The organism is Alteromonas abrolhosensis, assembly GCF_001953635.1.
Lineage (GTDB): Bacteria > Pseudomonadota > Gammaproteobacteria > Enterobacterales > Alteromonadaceae > Alteromonas > Alteromonas abrolhosensis.
This window is the reverse complement of record NZ_MEJH01000006.1, coordinates 23,928-40,117: the sequence shown is the minus strand read 5'-3', so window position 1 is coordinate 40,117 and position 16,190 is coordinate 23,928. Positions and strand designations below refer to the sequence as shown.

The 16,190-nt window shown below is 45.2% G+C and carries 18 protein-coding genes; 4 read left to right on the top strand and 14 right to left on the bottom strand.

What is annotated here, in order from left to right:
- Positions 1–9 precede the first annotated feature (9 nt).
- Positions 10–2,025, bottom strand: a complete 2,016-nt coding sequence (gene rep / locus BGK61_RS10535; RefSeq protein ID WP_076011420.1) for a DNA helicase Rep — start codon at positions 2,023–2,025, stop codon at positions 10–12.
- Positions 2,026–2,137: 112 nt separating this feature from the next.
- Between rep and ubiK the strand changes: the two genes are divergently transcribed.
- Positions 2,138–2,389, top strand: a complete 252-nt coding sequence (gene ubiK / locus BGK61_RS10530) for a ubiquinone biosynthesis accessory factor UbiK (RefSeq protein ID WP_076011419.1) — start codon at positions 2,138–2,140, stop codon at positions 2,387–2,389.
- Between the two features lie 99 nt (positions 2,390–2,488).
- Here ubiK and ubiA read toward each other — a convergent pair whose 3' ends face one another.
- Both ubiA and BGK61_RS10520 read right to left on the bottom strand, forming a co-directional pair.
- Positions 2,489–3,346 (bottom strand): 4-hydroxybenzoate octaprenyltransferase, encoded by an 858-nt coding sequence (gene ubiA, locus BGK61_RS10525; protein ID WP_076011418.1) that lies wholly within the window; start codon positions 3,344–3,346, stop codon positions 2,489–2,491.
- Positions 3,343–3,912 carry a chorismate--pyruvate lyase family protein gene (locus BGK61_RS10520; protein ID WP_076011428.1) on the bottom strand — a complete coding sequence of 190 codons (570 nt, stop codon included), beginning with the start codon at positions 3,910–3,912 and terminating at the stop codon, positions 3,343–3,345. The genes ubiA and BGK61_RS10520 overlap by 4 nt, the downstream gene beginning before the upstream one ends.
- Positions 3,913–4,060: 148 nt before the next feature.
- Between BGK61_RS10520 and BGK61_RS10515 the strand changes: the two genes are divergently transcribed.
- Positions 4,061–4,474 (top strand): flagellar basal body-associated protein FliL, encoded by a 414-nt coding sequence (locus BGK61_RS10515; RefSeq protein ID WP_076011417.1) that lies wholly within the window; start codon positions 4,061–4,063, stop codon positions 4,472–4,474.
- A 57-nt stretch (positions 4,475–4,531) separates the two neighbouring features.
- On the opposite strand, the gene glpG is transcribed toward BGK61_RS10515, so the two are convergent.
- The 7 genes from glpG to BGK61_RS10480 form a co-directional block, all read right to left on the bottom strand.
- A complete protein-coding gene (gene glpG / locus BGK61_RS10510) occupies positions 4,532–5,395 on the bottom strand; it encodes a rhomboid family intramembrane serine protease GlpG (RefSeq protein ID WP_076011416.1) in 864 nt (287 codons plus the stop codon).
- Positions 5,396–5,535: 140 nt separating this feature from the next.
- Positions 5,536–5,847, bottom strand: a complete 312-nt coding sequence (gene glpE, locus BGK61_RS10505; RefSeq protein ID WP_014996811.1) for a thiosulfate sulfurtransferase GlpE — start codon at positions 5,845–5,847, stop codon at positions 5,536–5,538.
- On the bottom strand, positions 5,847–6,872 hold the full coding sequence (tdh, locus tag BGK61_RS10500) for an L-threonine 3-dehydrogenase (protein ID WP_014996810.1): 1,026 nt from the start codon (positions 6,870–6,872) through the stop codon (positions 5,847–5,849). The genes glpE and tdh overlap by 1 nt, the downstream gene beginning before the upstream one ends.
- Positions 6,869–8,065 carry a glycine C-acetyltransferase gene (locus BGK61_RS10495; protein WP_076011415.1) on the bottom strand — a complete coding sequence of 399 codons (1,197 nt, stop codon included), beginning with the start codon at positions 8,063–8,065 and terminating at the stop codon, positions 6,869–6,871. The genes tdh and BGK61_RS10495 overlap by 4 nt, the downstream gene beginning before the upstream one ends.
- A 164-nt stretch (positions 8,066–8,229) precedes the next feature.
- Positions 8,230–10,674, bottom strand: coding sequence for a bifunctional diguanylate cyclase/phosphodiesterase (locus tag BGK61_RS10490; RefSeq protein WP_076011414.1), 2,445 nt, complete (start codon positions 10,672–10,674; stop codon positions 8,230–8,232).
- Between the two features lie 9 nt (positions 10,675–10,683).
- Entirely contained in the window at positions 10,684–11,859 is a 1,176-nt protein-coding gene (locus tag BGK61_RS10485) for a hypothetical protein (protein WP_076011413.1), read from the bottom strand.
- Positions 11,856–12,329: a hypothetical protein gene (locus BGK61_RS10480; RefSeq protein ID WP_014996806.1), complete on the bottom strand. Its 474-nt coding sequence runs from the start codon at positions 12,327–12,329 to the stop codon at positions 11,856–11,858. The genes BGK61_RS10485 and BGK61_RS10480 overlap by 4 nt, the downstream gene beginning before the upstream one ends.
- Before the next feature lie 482 nt (positions 12,330–12,811).
- Between BGK61_RS10480 and BGK61_RS10475 the strand changes: the two genes are divergently transcribed.
- Both BGK61_RS10475 and coaD read left to right on the top strand, forming a co-directional pair.
- The gene (locus tag BGK61_RS10475; RefSeq protein WP_083648667.1) at positions 12,812–13,543 is read left to right on the top strand and encodes a 3-deoxy-D-manno-octulosonic acid kinase; all 732 of its coding nucleotides are present in this window, start codon (positions 12,812–12,814) and stop codon (positions 13,541–13,543) included.
- A 111-nt stretch (positions 13,544–13,654) separates the two neighbouring features.
- Positions 13,655–14,143: a pantetheine-phosphate adenylyltransferase gene (gene coaD / locus BGK61_RS10470; RefSeq protein WP_014996804.1), complete on the top strand. Its 489-nt coding sequence runs from the start codon at positions 13,655–13,657 to the stop codon at positions 14,141–14,143.
- A gap of 18 nt (positions 14,144–14,161) precedes the next feature.
- Here coaD and mutM read toward each other — a convergent pair whose 3' ends face one another.
- The 4 genes from mutM to rpmB form a co-directional block, all read right to left on the bottom strand.
- The gene (gene mutM, locus BGK61_RS10465; RefSeq protein WP_014996803.1) at positions 14,162–14,971 is read right to left on the bottom strand and encodes a bifunctional DNA-formamidopyrimidine glycosylase/DNA-(apurinic or apyrimidinic site) lyase; all 810 of its coding nucleotides are present in this window, start codon (positions 14,969–14,971) and stop codon (positions 14,162–14,164) included.
- Positions 14,972–15,436 carry a hypothetical protein gene (locus BGK61_RS10460; protein WP_014996802.1) on the bottom strand — a complete coding sequence of 155 codons (465 nt, stop codon included), beginning with the start codon at positions 15,434–15,436 and terminating at the stop codon, positions 14,972–14,974.
- Positions 15,437–15,755: 319 nt separating this feature from the next.
- Positions 15,756–15,911 carry a 50S ribosomal protein L33 gene (rpmG, locus tag BGK61_RS10455; protein WP_012516577.1) on the bottom strand — a complete coding sequence of 52 codons (156 nt, stop codon included), beginning with the start codon at positions 15,909–15,911 and terminating at the stop codon, positions 15,756–15,758.
- Positions 15,912–15,922: 11 nt separating this feature from the next.
- Positions 15,923–16,159, bottom strand: a complete 237-nt coding sequence (gene rpmB / locus BGK61_RS10450) for a 50S ribosomal protein L28 (RefSeq protein ID WP_014947757.1) — start codon at positions 16,157–16,159, stop codon at positions 15,923–15,925.
- Between the last annotated feature and the right edge of the window lie 31 nt (positions 16,160–16,190).

Genomic DNA, 16,190 nt, shown 5'->3' with positions numbered 1-16,190 from the left:
AAGAGCAGACTATTTTTTACCTAAGATATCTCTTAGGTTTGCAATCCCCACCTGCGCCTTTTGCTGGCGCTCTTCTTTTGTTGCCTTTGGCTTTTGATTTTCCCACTGTACATCGTCGGGCGGCAGCTCGAATAGAAATCGACTTGGCTCTGGGTTTATGACTTCACCAAACTGTCGGCGCTCTTTGGCAAGGCTGAATATAAGTTCACGCTGGGCACGGGTAATACCTACGTAAGCAAGTCGGCGCTCTTCCTCTACGTTGTCTTCATCAATGCTGCTTTGGTGCGGCAATAGTCCTTCTTCCATACCCACGAGAAATACAATAGGAAATTCCAAACCTTTTGAGGCGTGCAGCGTCATTAGTTGTACTTGGTCCCCTTCTCCGTCGTCTTCGCCGCGCTCCATCATGTCGCGCAGAATTAAGCGGTTCACCACTTCTGTTAAGGTCATAGGTTGGTCTAGGTCGTTACCTTCCAGCATATCGTTAACCCAGCCGAATAAAGTACTTACATTGGCCATGGCCATTTCAGCAGCTTTGGGGCTGGCGCTGGTTTCATATAGCCATTCTTCATAACCCATGGTGCGGATCATGGTGCGCACTGCGTCAGCGGTGTTGCCACGCTCTGCATTGTCCGACAACTCCACTACCCAGCGGGCAAAGGTCGAAACCGAATGAAAGGCTTTGTCGGGCAACACGCTATTTAAGTTAGGGTGCGTCGCCGCTTCGAACATAGATACGCCCAAGCTATTCGCAAAATTACCCAGCTTTTCTAGCGTAGCACGGCCTATACCGCGCCCTGGCGTGTTAATAATGCGAAGCAAAGCGTTATCGTCGTCTTGGTTCACCAACAGCCTTAAATAAGCCATGATGTCCTTCACTTCGGCACGGCCAAAGAACGACATACCGCCGCTAATTTTGTACGGAATGCGGTTACTCATTAACAGCTTTTCGAAAATACGACTTTGATGATTCCCGCGATACAAAATGGCGTAGTCTTTAAACTGGGTGCGGTTCATAAACTTGTGCGCCAGCAACTCTGCCACCACGCGCTCACCTTCATGCTCTTCGTTCTTGGCCTCTATGACTTTAAGCGGCTCGCCATACTGCAACTCAGAGAACAAGGTCTTATCGAACAAATGCGGGTTGTTTTGAATAAGAATATTCGCGCAATGCAGGATACGGCCTGACGAGCGGTAGTTTTGCTGTAGCTTAATTACGTTTAAGCGCGGAAAGTCCTGTTGTAACAGGTGTAGATTTTGCGGTTTAGCGCCACGCCATGAATAGATAGATTGGTCATCGTCGCCAACCACGGTGAAGCGCGCGCGCTCACCTACTAATAGCTTTACCAGCTCGTACTGACTGGTATTGGTATCTTGGTACTCATCCACCAGCAGGTAGCGAATTTTACTCTGCCATTTGGCTCTTATTGCTTCGCTGCTTTTTAAAAGCAGTGTGGGCAATAAAATTAGGTCATCGAAGTCTAGCGCATTATATGCCTTAAGGTTGTCTTGGTAGCGTTTGTAGGCTTCTGCAAACTCTCGTTCGCCCGTGCTGGTAGCTGATTTTAATAAAGCATCGGGCAAGATAAGGTCGTTTTTCCAGTTAGAGATACAGCTTTGTAAAAGCTGAAGCTGATCTTTATCGCCATCGAGGGTGTCGGACGTCAAATCGTTAAGCAACGCGAACGAGTCTTTATCGTCGAATAACGAGAAGCCTGGCTTTAAGCCAAGATCTTTCACATGGGCTTTAATAATGGTTAAGCCCATGGTGTGGAAGGTCGACACTTTTAGCCCGCGCGCCTCCGGCTTGCCCAAGGTTTGCGCTACACGTTCTTTCATTTCACGTGCTGCTTTGTTGGTAAAAGTAACCGCTGCAATATAGCGTGCCGGCATATCACAGTTTCTAACTAAATGAGCAATCTTGTTGGTAATTACACGGGTTTTACCACTGCCCGCCCCTGCCAGCACCAAACATGGGCCAGACACATAGGTTACGGCAGATTCTTGAGCTTCATTTAGTTTCATTTAATACCTAAAACAACGTACATTTTGAGCACAACACGGTTTTCATTGCATGTCGTGTCGATACCGATAGAATAGCTTTCATATTTTGAGCTGCGCATTATAAGGGAATTCCATGTTGGATCCGAAGAAACTCGAAGATTTAGCGAAACAAATTGCTGATGCCGTACCACCTGGCGTTAAAAACATGGCTGAAGAAGCCGAAGGCCGCGTAAAGGCGGTATTGCAGTCGCAGCTATCTAAGCTAGATTTAGTGACTCGCGAAGAGTTCGATATTCAAAGCCAAGTACTTATTCGCACTCGCGAAAAACTAGACGCTATGGAAAGCCGCATTACTGAGCTTGAAGCGAAACTAGCACAGAAGTAGACCTTAGCGGTTTGTAGAAACCAAAAAGCGCCTTAGTGGCGCTTTTTTAATGGGTGGACGTTATCCACACGGATTGTAGTTGGTTAATTACTTTTGTTGTCACACCAAATAAAAATGCAGCGCCGTGCCAAGCGTAATAGCTAAGCCAATGTAGTGGTTTTCAATAAACGCAGTGAAGCAGCCTTCGCGCTGACGGCGTTTAATAAGCTGATATTGGCGCACACATAACAAAGCCGAGAACAGCACTGCGATGTAGTAAGGCCATGTGGCGTTAATAGCACAACCAATACACCAGAGTATGCTAAGGGCAGCAGCCTGTAGCAGCATAACTATTAGTACGTCGTATTTGCCAAACAATATGGCTGTAGATTTAATGCCTATTTGCAAGTCGTCATCGCGGTCAACCATGGCGTACATGGTGTCGTAGGCGACCGTCCATAGTAAGTTAGCAATAAACAACCACCAGCCGTACATTGGTACTGTTTCTATTACTGCCATAAATGCCATAGGAATAGCCCAACCGAACGCTGCACCCAATACCACCTGCGGTAGGTTGGTGTAGCGCTTCATGAAGGGGTAGCTTGCTGCAAGAAGTAACGCAACCACCGACAGCGCTATTGTTTGCCAGTTGAGGAATAGTACTAAGACAAATGCCAACGCGATAAGCGCACCAAAAAGTTGTAATGCTTGTTTGGCCGACACTTCCCCGGTTGCAAGCGGACGCTGCGCGGTGCGCTTTACGCTACCGTCTACTTTTCTGTCTGCATAGTCGTTAATTACACACCCAGCCGAACGCATAACAACCACTCCGGCGACAAAAATGAGCGTAATACCTAAAGGCGGTAAACCTTGAGCCGCCATTAACAGCGCCCACAGCGTAGGCCACAGCAGCAAGTAAATACCTACTGGTTTATCAAGGCGCATAAGTCGCGCATAGGCGTTCCAGTTGTGTTTCATATTTGCTTTTCGCTTTCCTTTTCATTACTGGCAGAGCGGCTATAGGCCGGCGAGTCAGGAAGAAAAACCTCTGCCACTATCATGCTGTAGTTTCCTAACGTAAACAACGAGCGTCTTCCCCACAAGGTTTGTTTGCTGTTAATACCAAACTGGGAAGCCGACACTGTGCATAGTTGAAACTCTGAGCGTGTAAAGCGCTTATCATTAAACAGGCGCTTTCCCAAAGGCTCCCGGCCAAGATCAGAAAGCTCGCTATCAACAAAGGCTTGAGGAATGATAGAACGTGCGAACACCCATGGTTTGTGGTCGCCACACAGTAGGATTTCTCGCGCTTGATAAGAGGTTTCACCATTGTTAAGCAACAGCGAAAGCTCGTTGTCGTGAGGTACTTGCGTGCGCTGGCCAATAAGTTCTAGAGAGAAATGGCCGCTTAAAGACTGAACCCGCTCGGTTAACGACCCGGTGTCTAACAGCCAGTTTTTTAGCTGTGCATTAGGAATTGTGATGCCAGAAGGTGCTTGCCAGTCAACCGCCAAACCCACTGGAAAAGTGGCATTAAAACTCACACGAAAAGCCCGAATAATGAATCTGTTAGTATGATAACACGTCATGTTCAATTATTTTCACTCGGTTAAACTTTTGCAGTAGTGTCTTTAATCAGAGTTTTGCTACACTACCAAGTGAATTTATTACTTTGGTGTTTCGGACTTCACTATGCTTAAGTCTCTAGTTTTACGCGTATTTGCGGTTAGTTTTTTCGTTTTTGGATGTAACGCGGCATTGGCACAAGAGAAGGCCAACTATGCTTATTTAGGTTTAGAGCCAGAAATCGTTACCAACTACATAAGCGACAGCGCACAAAAGCTAGGTTATGTTCGCGTGTCGGTTGAACTGATGATCCACGATGTTAGCCAGCTTGAAATTGCTGAACACCATATGCCGTTACTGCGTTCTACAGCCATTGAAATATTTGGTCAGCAACCAGCGGAAAAAGTAAAATCACTGACCGGTCGAGAAGACATTCGTCGCGCAATTCTTAAAGCGCTTCAAGAGCACATGAAGCAAGAAACAGGCGGTGAAGTGGTGAAGAACGTTATCTTCACAAAGTATCTGTATCAGGGCGGCTAAAAGCAGGTAAAGCGCTAAAAGGCTGACGTGCGCCTTTTAGCTATTTCCAAATTATTACTAGCGCTTTCCTGACCCTAGGCTTAACGCAGCAGCAAGTAAACACCCAGATATAAGCCCTGCGGTATGTGCAGCATTTGCCATGTTCACCCATAGAATGTCGGCATAGCCGATTACCAACCACACCAGCATAAAGCCAACAATTGAGTTTGGCAGCGACAACCCCCAGCTTGGGCGTAACCAACCTAACCACCACACAAAACCCATTACTGCGTATACCACGCCAGATAAGCCTCCGAACAGGTATAAGTTTGCCTGCACTGGTTCGCTAAATAGGGCCTGTGCGGCGTTTGAAATAGCCGCCGATACTAAGAACACAATAAGCAACATACTCATGCCAAGGGTGCGTTCAATTTTGGCTCCCAGCATACCCCACCACAGTAGATTAAATATGATGTGAAGCGCTGAAAAGTGAATAAATGCGGGACCAAGTAGTCGCCACCATTCGTGACTCTCCGACAACACAGAAAAGGGCTGCATCAATAAATGTTTCGCTATGGGCGCAAACAACCCAAACAACGACAACAAATAAACGGCAACACAAAGAATAAATACCACCGAGGTAAATGGTGCTTTTACTGCATCGGCAATAATATTTCCCATTGAAAAGCCACCACTGGAAGGTGCTAACTGTACATTTTTTCCATTGTCCCACGCGGCTTGCTGATACTTAGGATGTGTGGGGTTCGCCAAGAAGTCTTCAGCAATGATTTTTGCGCGGTCAATGTGTTCTGAATTATCTAGTACCACCACGAACTCTTTATCGTGCTGTACTACGTTGGCCTGAATATGCTGACTGGTTAAATAGTTGGCGAGAAGATGCGCAGGACTTTGCTGGTTAAACGCAATTAAAGGATGACCCATAAGCTAGTTGTTACCCCGAAGCAGAAGAATGTGAGTGTGATATGGCAGATACCAAGGGCGCGGTATATAACCTATTTATACTGAAATACCTCCCTTGCTGCAAAAAATAAAGGTGCACATTGTGCACCTTTATCAATACGTTAAGCGGTTACTACCGGATTCGCCAGTCGCCAGGCTTCAAAGCCACCGTCCATACTATAAACAGTTTCAAAACCTTGCTGTGCTATTACTTGCGCCGCCTGTTGGCTACTTACCCCGTGATAGCACACTACAACCACTGGAATATCCTTCGGTGCTTGTTCAATAAACGCCGCAAAGTTGTCGTTGTTTAACGGTGCAGCATTTGGCATATGTCCATTAGCAAACGATTGCGGATCGCGAATATCCACAATAGTTACGTCGCCTTGAAAGTTAGCTACGTCATTTACGCTAATGTGTGAGAATGTTGTCATTATTGCCAGTCCAGAATAACTTTACCTGAGTGTCCAGACCCCATGGTATCAAACCCTTTCTGAAAGTCATCAATAGAAAAGGTGTGAGTAATGATAGGCGATAGATCTAAGCCACTTTGCAGCAAACTCGCCATTTTGTACCACGTTTCGAACATTTCACGGCCGTAGATACCTTTTATCACTAAGCCTTTGAAAATAACTTGGTTCCAATCGATAGCAACGTCTTGCGGAGGAATGCCTAGCATGGCAATTTTGCCACCATGGTTCATTTTGTTCAGCATGTCTCTGAAAGCCGCAGGTACACCAGACATTTCCAGACCCACATCGAAGCCTTCTGTCATACCCAGTTCGTTCATTACGTCTTTCAAATCTTCCTTGCTTACGTCAACAACGCGGGTTGCACCCATTTTTTTAGCAAGCTCAAGACGGTAAGGGTTAATGTCGGTAACCACGACATGACGAGCACCTACATGCTTCGCAACAGCAGCAGCCATAATACCTATTGGGCCAGCACCTGTTATCAGGACGTCTTCACCTACCAAGTCGAAACTTAGTGCGGTGTGAACAGCGTTGCCAAACGGGTCGAAGATAGAGGCCAGTTCATCACTGATGTTGTCTGGAATTTTGAAGGCGTTAAAAGCAGGAATAACCAAGTATTCAGCAAACGCACCAGGACGGTTTACGCCAACACCCTCGGTGTTACGGCACAAATGTACTCGGCCTGCGCGACAGTTGCGGCAGTGACCACAGGTAATATGGCCTTCGCCTGAAACACGGTCACCAACTTTAAAACCTTTTACTTCTTGGCCCATACCTACAACTTCGCCCACATATTCGTGGCCCACAACCATAGGAACAGGAATGGTTTTCTGTGACCATTCGTCCCAGTTGTAAATGTGCATGTCGGTGCCGCAAATAGCGGTTTTGCGAATTTTAATCAGTAGGTCATTGTGTCCTACTTCAGGCTCTGGCGTGTCTTGTAACCAAATGCCTTTTTCTGCTTTCGCTTTAACTAGCGACTTCATGAAATTACTCCCAATTCACGGCCAACTTCAATAAATGCATCTACCGCTCTATCAACGTGTTCTAGGCTATGGCCTGCTGACATTTGTGTACGAATACGAGCCTGACCTTTCGGTACCACTGGGTAAGAGAAACCAACAACGTAGATACCTTTTTCCAGCATTTTGTCAGCCATTTCACTGGCTAAACGTGCATCGCCAAGCATAACAGGAATAATAGCGTGATCTTTACCAGCGAGTGTGAAGCCCGCTTCTTCCATGCGCTTACGGAAGTGATTAGCATTGCGCCATAAGTTAGCGCGAAGCTCGTCACCATCTTTCATCATTTCAAACACTTTAAGTGACGCTGAAACGATAGGTGGCGCAACCGAGTTTGAGAAAAGATAAGGACGCGAGCGTTGACGCAACCATTCAACTACTTCTTTCTTGCCTGAAGTGTAACCACCTGACGCACCGCCTAGTGCTTTACCTAAGGTGCCGGTAATGATGTCTACTCGACCCATTACGCCACAATATTCATGGCTACCTTTACCGTTTTCGCCAAGGAAGCCTGTTGCATGGCAATCATCAACCATCACCATGGCATCGTATTTGTCGGCTAGGTCACAAATTGAGGCAAGGTCGGCAATTACGCCGTCCATTGAAAATACACCATCGGTGGCAATAATTTTGAAACGTGCGCCATCGGCGTCAGCTTGCTTCAACTGCTCTTCTAGTGCCGCCATATCGTTATTGGCGTAGCGGTATCGCTTAGCTTTACACAGGCGTACACCGTCAATAATACTGGCGTGATTTAACGCATCAGAAATAATGGCATCTTCAGGGCCTAACAGGGTTTCAAACAAACCACCGTTTGCATCGAAGCACGACGGGTAAAGAATAGTATCTTCTGTACCTAAGAAATCGCTGATAGACGCTTCTAGTTGCTTGTGAATGTCTTGTGTTCCGCAAATGAATCGTACAGATGCTACACCAAAACCATGGCTATCCAGGCCGTTCTTCGCCGCTTCGATCAGGCTTTCGTTGTTTGCAAGACCAAGGTAGTTGTTGGCACAAAAGTTAATAACGTGCTCGCCGTTTGCAACATCAATATCCGCTTGCTGCTGCGAGGTGATCACACGCTCTTTTTTGTACAAACCATCTTCTTTCGTGGCTTCAATTTGCGATTGCAAATGAGAAATAAATGCCGCAGACATGCCATTCTCCGAGTGTAGATATATAAAAACCGCTAGTTTAATGAAAGCGCGCTAAAGGGTACACACCCTTGCGCTGTATTTAATGGGTTTGTCGACTAAGTTTGTAAATTATTCAGCACACTAGATTAAAGGTAGCCTGCTCCTGTCAAAATACTAATGGAGTATCAGGCGGAGTCTTTCCAAAAGCCAAATTCCACTTTATCGCTCAATACGTCCCATATATCGACTTCGGGAATAGGCCTGCTGATAAGATAACCTTGACCTAGGTTGCAGTCGAAGTGACACAACAGTTCGTACTGTTCGCTGGTTTCGATACCTTCTGCCACCACCTGCATTCCCATGTTGCGCACCATAGAAATAGTAGAGTGCACGATGTTTCTATCATCTGCACTGCTGGCAATGTTGGCAACAAACGAACGGTCAATTTTGATGAAGTCAGCGGGTAAGGATTTTAGATAACTCAATGACGAATAGCCGGTACCAAAGTCGTCGATAGCCAGCATACACCCCATATCGCGAATGTTTTGCATGATACTGGTTGCTCGTTTGATGTCGGAAACCAACACAGTTTCAGTTAACTCTAAACACACCTGGTCGGGCGCTATGTCGTTTTTGATAATTTGCTGTTGTAGAAACTCGGGCAAACTCGGGTCTAAGAACTGCCCTGCAGATAGGTTGATCGCTAGTTTCACATCAGGGTAGCCGTTATTTTTGAGCTCTCTGATTAAATAGGTCGCACGTGTAATAACCCAGTAATCAAGCTCAAGCATGAAAGATGTATTTTCAAGAAGCGGTATAAAGTCGGCAGGCGAAATATTTCCCTTCTTCGGGTGATGCCAACGCAATAGTGCTTCAAAGCCCACCAACCTGCCGGTGTGCATTTCAATTTGAGGCTGAAGTGCAAGACTAAATTGATTGTCTCGTAGCGCTTCACGCGCTTCCGATTCCAGCTCCACTTTTTGCATCACTTTCAAGTTCATGGTGGCGTCGTAAACGCGATATTCCGCCCCTTTCTTGGCTTTGGCTTCGTACATAGCGATATCAGCATGTCGAAGTAGCTCTACCGGCGTGGCGCGAGAGTGGTTGGTGATAGCAATACCTATACTGATAGAGACATAAAAGGTTACGCCGTCGACAATGATTGGCTCTTTAAACTCTTCTATCAGCTTTTTGGCTACTGTATCTACGTGCTTTTTACTTTCGATATTAGAAAGCAAAACCACGAACTCATCACCGCCAAATCGAGAAGCAATATCCGACTCTCGGATAGGCTTAGAGATACGCATAGCAGCAGCTTTTAAGAGTTTGTCACCGACGTCATGACCGTGACTGTCGTTAACCTTTTTAAAGTCATCAAGGTCCATGAACATCAGTGCCACTAATCTATCGTCGCGAATTGAACTAGCTAGCTGCTTTTCGATTTGAAAAGTAAGCATGTTGCGATTGGGAAGCCCGGTTAACACATCGAACATTGCCATTTTCTCGAGTTTCGCGGTGTTAATAGCCATTTGTCCGTCGAAACTCTCTAGCTGGCGCGCAAGATTATTTGCCGCGTCTTCAACTACATCTAATTCGTCAATTAGCTTAAAAATGGGAGACTTCCTGCGTTTCGCAGCAATGGTGTAAAACTCGCTAAACTTGTGTTCCGCCAGCATAGGCAAGCGTTCGCTTATGTCTAACAAGCGTATTCTGTATTGGTTTAGAAACAGATAGAGCAGTGAAGAAAAAAGAAAGAACAAAGCCACGGCGCTAGATATAACAATGTACTGATATTGTTCGTTCTGACGCACCATCGCTGACACGTCTTGTACGATAATCAGGTAAGGATGGTCTCCCGAAGCGTGGTTAAACGGCAATAAGCTAACCAACAACTGCTTATTTTCTAGCGAAACATTGGTACCTCTGATGACTAAGTCGTCAATGCGCCAGTTTTTCGGTAGTGCTTCGAATAGCGATTGGAAGTACTGTCTGTTAGCCGCTGACAATTGGCTTGCCACTCTTAACTCTGAGCGCTCGGATGAAGCTTCTTTATGCTGCACCACCGCCACTTTGTGCACGTCGGTAGCGCGGCTGAATAAGTATAAAAGCTCTCTCATTGATGTAGACACAACGATGACCGGTAGCTCTTCACTATTTGCCATGATGGGTATTGAGATGTAATGCGTACAGACATCTTCACACGACAGTAAAGAGCGGCTTTCAAACGAAGCGCGTGTTGTGTTTACTAGCCTTTCGATTGTTTTGTTTATCGGCTGTAAGGGTTTACCTACAACCCCGTTTTCGTCAAACAAGTACAGCGATTCAACTTGAAAGTTAAGATTCAAGTACTCGCTCAACCCGCTAAGAGTTTGCTGGAGCGATTCGAGACTATCCGCATTTCCTCCACTTTTTAGGCTAATAAGATCAATGAGTGTGATCATTCTGCCGTGAAGAATATCTTCGAAAAGCTGGACTCGTCGTTGATTACTAACCTGGTTTTCACGCTGTTGCAGTAGAATGCGTGCGTCAGATTCCTTAATTAGCACTGTCGATATAACAACAGCAACAGTCAGAACCATTGCCAGTAAAATAATGATGGTTTTAGTGGTGAAAGATACCTGAACCTTCATCTAATACCCTTAAAACCAATACATCAATTGCACTGACCACATTTCCCAATGTTTATCTGCATGAGATGCCACATCAAGGTTCAGCAAACTGACTACCCGTGTAGCGCCTTCCACCCAGTGATATTCTCCCTGAAGCCGCCACTTTGGCGCAATGTCCCAGCGCAAACCTACGGTATAGGTGTCTTGGTAACCAAAGTAGGCAGGAATAACGCCATCTGACATAGCTTCCAATTTTTTTCCATCTCTGTCAGACGCATTATTAACATAGGTATCGTAACCTAACAGGCCGCTTACCTCGTTATTGAACAAATATCTGAATTGGACAAAGCCACCTTCGCCCCTTCTTTTGGTTTCGAAATCTGGAAAAAACAGCCCCTTACTATCTTGAAACTCGCGAATTACCTCTGCTGACACTTCCCAATTTTCCGCAAAATATTGGCCAGAAACCACAAATCGCTCAATATTTGCTTTACCCGCAACCCTATTATCATCCTGTGATGGGGTGTATCTGAAATCAGAGTTTAACCAACTGGCACCTAGTTTCCACGTCATGGTAGCCGGTTGCCAGAATACGCTCGCCTGATGAACAAAGTCTTGTTTAATACTACCGTTAGCTTCATCGCCTAGCAGAAAGTCTCGCTGGGAGTCATTGATATTAGAACGACCGTAGCTCCAGTTTAATTCCCATATATTGTTTGCACTAAAATGTGAAAAGCTAGTCTGAATTCCGTTACTTCCCAGTGCAGCATCACGAAAGCCATCAAAGTACACAGACTGAGGAAGCACTGAGGTATATCGTGTGTGGGGTACGTCCCTGGCAACAGAATACAACCAATGTCGGTTTTTAAAGCGTCCGGCGTGAATTTGCCCTTGCCAATCACCAGGTAGGTCAGGTAGTTTCCAGTCGATAAATAAATAGTCTAAACGTGCGCCCTGCTCAAAGCGATTTCCACCGTCTAAATAGTTAACTTGCCCAGCGATAGAGATGTTTTCTGCGATTTGGTAATAACCGTTCAAGCCAATTTCAGTAAGTTCTCCTGTAATTGAGTCATTATCGGTAATCGCCCTACTCCCCTTCGATTGAGTAAGCCCCTGAGAGACATAACCGTGCCAAGAAAAGTCGCTTTGTGAAGCGAATGTCGGCAGGCTAAGTAGTCCTAACGCAAGAACGATGTGCTTATTCATTCTATACCTACCTCCACGCGTCGTAGCTTCACAATTTCGGTGTGTTCTACATAACCAATAGAACCCGATGTGCTTTCTAGTGCTTCAATCAATGCTTGATACGAGGTCACTCTGACCGGCGTAACGCCCTGCCCTGAATAAGTGATTTGGTCCCATAAGCGAGACAATTGATAAGGAAACATATGGAGTACTTCACGGCAGAATTGCTTATGTAGTTCGTGATTATCGTTCAATACAAAGACCGTGATTTTGGTGCCATCACTCCAATACTGTCGATGGCCAGTGAAAATTTGACGAAGCTCAGAGCGGTTTAATTTAGAAACCGTCACACTCTCATTTACCATGACGTTTAGTTCTGCTGCGTGTGCCGCAGGCACACCCGAAAAAAGTGCAACGTTTAGTAGTAGCACAATTCTAATGTGAGTATGAGCAAGAACAGTAGACAGCCATCGCAAAGCGGGCTTTTTCATTCAGTAACGACTCCCTGTTATTTCAAAGGAACACTTCGCAACGCTAAGTGTAGATAATAGTTGATAGTTTTACCTTACAATTAAGTAAATTAAGCGACAAATAGCTTGAGATAATGTTTTTGTCTATCAACGGTGATTTCTCCAGAAGTTCGCCTGTTTTAGCATGCATTACGCTGTGTATATTCGCCCAGGTATTGGCTTTTAGCGCTGTTTATACGCGCATTTTTTCACATCGAACCATCCCGGGTCGCCGCAATCTACCATGCATATATATTTTTTTTGGATATTGTCAGCGATACGCGCGTATGAGTGTAACAACTTAGGCTTTCATGGCTCAGTGCTTGATTTAGGCTCATAAATTCAACAATTTATATAAACCTCTTAAAATGAAGAGTAAATAAAACCATCTTTTTTATCTCAGACGCGAAGCGGTTGCTGAAAAACCAAAATAAATCATTAGAATAAAGAATTTACCATAACTTGTGGGCGACATGGCGACAATACGACGAGACATCGGTGCTGGGCACCACTTTATTTTCGACGACACTTTAGTCAGTCACCCCAACGCGGAGATGTTTAGCCCTGAGTTTTGGCAGCTCCAAAACAAGATAACAGGTCAAGCTAAAGGACGTGGTACAACCATTTTCATTGAGCACGAGGGTCAGCATTGGGTTCTGCGCCATTTTAAACGCGGCGGCCTGGTGGGCAAAGTGCTGAGCGATCAGTATTTGTTTGTTGGTGTTGAGCGCTCTCGTCCATTTGAAGAATTTAGGCTGCTTGAATATATGCGATCACAAGGTCTTCTTGTGCCGATTCCTGTTGCCGCGCGTATCCACCGCATAGGCTTGATTTATCGAGGCGATTTAATCACGCTAAGTATTCCGAATAGCCAAGATTTACATCATGCACTGTGCAATGGACCATTGAGCGAGGATGAGTGGTACAGCGTTGGCCAGTCACTTGCAGCCATGCACAATTGCCAAGTTTATCATCACGATGCCAACGTCCGAAATATCATGATCGATAGCGAAAAGCAGATTTGGCTTATCGATTTTGACCGCTGTGAGCAACGCCAGGGAGACAACTGGAAACAAAGTAATTTAGACAGGCTGCGGCGCTCTTTACATAAAGAAAAGGCTAAAAATCCCATCTTCCATTGGCAAGAGAGCGACTGGTCAGCGTGTATGGATGGTTACCGCGAGGCAGTAAAATAATAAAAGCACGTGAGATTAGCTTATTGCTGGCAACGCTCAACATACCCCATTAATGTGTTACATTAACCGTGTTGAACATATAAACCCTCTACAACGAAAAGACTCGACTTTATGCACACTAGAGCCCTTTACCCTGGTACTTTCGATCCGATCACTAACGGTCATGCAGACCTTATTGAACGCGCATCTCAATTGTTTTCTCATGTAATTGTAGCGATAGCTTCTAATCCTAGTAAAAAGCCACTGTTTACATTAGAAGAACGCGTCGAGATGATAAAAAAGGTCACTGCTGACTTACCAAACGTTGAGGTGGTGGGGTTTACCGGTCTACTCGCCGACTTTGCTGACGAACAAAATGCGACGATACTTATTCGAGGTCTACGTGCGGTTTCCGATTTCGAATACGAGTTCCAACTCGCCAACATGAACCGCCGCTTAAACCCAAAACTAGAAAGTGTCTTTCTTACCCCCGCAGAAGAGAACTCATTCATTTCTTCTACCTTGGTAAAAGAAGTCGCCCTTCATCGCGGTGCTGTTAGTGGTTTTTGTCACCCGGTTGTTGAGCAGGCGCTAAAAGACAGGCTGAGTAAAAAAGATTAAATGCCCGCAAGGGGCGCGTTAACGTTGGCAGTGAGTACAGAAAAAGGTATTTCGCTGCCCGATAACCTTACTTTCAATAGCTTTGCCACACACTTCACAAGGCTCGCCTTTTCTTCCATATACATTTAGGTGTTGCGCAAAGTAACCAGGCTTACCGTCAGTTTGTGCAAAATCTTTGAGTGTTGTACCACCTTGCTCAATCGCTTTCGCCAATACTTGTTTAATAGTAGCGGTTAGTGATTTGTAGCGCGCTGCACTAATATTTCCTGCGGCTCTTCGCGGGTCTATACCAGCTAAAAACAGTGCTTCGTTCGCGTAGATATTTCCTACCCCTACCACAATGGCATTGTCCATAATGAAGTTTTTAACAGGGCCTTTTCGATTGCGCGACATATTGAACAAACGCTTATCATCAAAGTCGTCTGTAAGCGGTTCTGGGCCTAAATTATCAAGCATGGCAACTTGCGTATTAGGCGCTTGAAATAATACCGCTCCGAAGCGCCGAGGGTCGTTAAAACGTAAACACTTACCTGTGTTTAGAACAATGTCTACGTGGTCATGTTTGATAGTCGGTGTAGACGCATCGATTACGCGTAGTTTACCCGACATGCCTAAGTGTAAAATTAGCGTACCTGTGGCAGTTTCAATAAGTAAATATTTGGCGCGGCGTTTAACTGCTGTAACAGTCTGCCCTTCAACGTTTGACACCTCTTGTGGTATTGGCCAGCGCATCCTACGCTCACGCACCACTACTTGGGTAATGGTATTGCCAATAAGATGTGGAGATACGCCCAAACGGCTTACTTCAACTTCTGGTAGTTCAGGCATTTATAATGTCCAAGGTAAAAGTTTATCAAGTTCGGTGTTGGTTAATGTGTACCAATTATTTTCAAATTTGATCACCACAGGTGATGTATTCGGATATATAGCGTAGACGTTGCCGTTATTATTGCCTGCTAGCCACACAACGACGATATAAGGCTGTATGTTGGCAATCGCTTCGGGCACTTCGGTGGCTGGCTCAAGCATCGCCCGTTGCCAGTGTGAAAACTGTACATCCGGCTTTATAGCGAGAGCGGTGTTTTGACCAGTCTGCCGCCACTGCTGCCCAATTCGTTCTAAGCTATTCCCATCGTGTTCTATTTTTAACACATAGGCGTCTTCAGGTAACAGGCTTTGAGATTGCGCAACGTTCTTTTTGGGAACAAGACTGTCTAAATTGAACAATGCAATCATGATAAGCATGGCAATAATGACCACATTATTCATTGCTCGCTGAGAAATTCTAGCCACCTGTCTTTCCATTAGATATGAATACTGAAATTAGGAATATAGTAATACCTCGCTAATTCATAAGCTAATTCAATTCAAAGAAAGCCTAGAGGCTAATGATCTTTGCACTACGAATTTTGGCCTAAATGGAAGTCTTTTAATCGCGGACGGTCCTGCAAGCCTAGTAAGCTAAGTCAGTGATCGCATGAAAAAGATAAGGGATCTTAATGAGATAAATGATGGATCTGATGGGATCGTGACATGAAGAAGCAATGTTATTCCTTCAAAACGCAAAAAACCCAGCAAGGGCTGGGTTTTCGTGGAGACAAAAGCAAGCTAATTACTTGATTTTGGCCTCTTTAAACATAACGTGCTTACGCACAACGGGATCATACTTTTTGATCTCCATTTTGCCAGGCATGTTACGCTTGTTTTTATCAGTAGTGTAGAAGAAACCTGTACCTGCTGAAGAAACTAGTTTAATTTTATCACGCATTGTCGGCTTCCTTAGATTTTCTCACCACGGGTACGGATGTCAGTTAGAACTGAATCAATACCTTTCTTGTCGATGATACGCATGCCTTTAGCAGACAAACGTAGTTTTACAAAACGGTTTTCGCTCTCAACCCAAAAACGGTGTGTTTGAAGGTTTGGCAAAAAGCGACGACGAGTCGCATTTCTTGCGTGTGAACGGTTATTACCAACCGTTGGACGCTTACCTGTTACTTGGCATACTCTTGACATTGTATTTGTCTCCAGAACAACGATAACTGTC

Bases quoted from the DNA above. Each gene is read 5' to 3' on its own strand.
- mutM (WP_014996803.1), bottom strand. From the start codon at position 14,971: ATGCCTGAACTACCAGAAGTTGAAGTAAGCCGTTTGGGCGTATCTCCA.
- rpmB (WP_014947757.1), bottom strand. From the start codon at position 16,159: ATGTCAAGAGTATGCCAAGTAACAGGTAAGCGTCCAACGGTTGGTAAT.
- BGK61_RS10515 (WP_076011417.1), top strand. From the start codon at position 4,061: ATGCTTAAGTCTCTAGTTTTACGCGTATTTGCGGTTAGTTTTTTCGTT.
- BGK61_RS10490 (WP_076011414.1), bottom strand. From the start codon at position 10,674: ATGAAGGTTCAGGTATCTTTCACCACTAAAACCATCATTATTTTACTG.
- BGK61_RS10485 (WP_076011413.1), bottom strand. From the start codon at position 11,859: ATGAATAAGCACATCGTTCTTGCGTTAGGACTACTTAGCCTGCCGACA.
- tdh (WP_014996810.1), bottom strand. From the start codon at position 6,872: ATGAAGTCGCTAGTTAAAGCGAAAGCAGAAAAAGGCATTTGGTTACAA.
- ubiK (WP_076011419.1), top strand. From the start codon at position 2,138: ATGTTGGATCCGAAGAAACTCGAAGATTTAGCGAAACAAATTGCTGAT.
- ubiA (WP_076011418.1), bottom strand. From the start codon at position 3,346: ATGAAACACAACTGGAACGCCTATGCGCGACTTATGCGCCTTGATAAA.
- glpE (WP_014996811.1), bottom strand. From the start codon at position 5,847: ATGACAACATTCTCACACATTAGCGTAAATGACGTAGCTAACTTTCAA.
- BGK61_RS10480 (WP_014996806.1), bottom strand. From the start codon at position 12,329: ATGAAAAAGCCCGCTTTGCGATGGCTGTCTACTGTTCTTGCTCATACT.
- coaD (WP_014996804.1), top strand. From the start codon at position 13,655: ATGCACACTAGAGCCCTTTACCCTGGTACTTTCGATCCGATCACTAAC.
- rep (WP_076011420.1), bottom strand. From the start codon at position 2,025: ATGAAACTAAATGAAGCTCAAGAATCTGCCGTAACCTATGTGTCTGGC.
- rpmG (WP_012516577.1), bottom strand. From the start codon at position 15,911: ATGCGTGATAAAATTAAACTAGTTTCTTCAGCAGGTACAGGTTTCTTC.
- glpG (WP_076011416.1), bottom strand. From the start codon at position 5,395: ATGGGTCATCCTTTAATTGCGTTTAACCAGCAAAGTCCTGCGCATCTT.
- BGK61_RS10495 (WP_076011415.1), bottom strand. From the start codon at position 8,065: ATGTCTGCGGCATTTATTTCTCATTTGCAATCGCAAATTGAAGCCACG.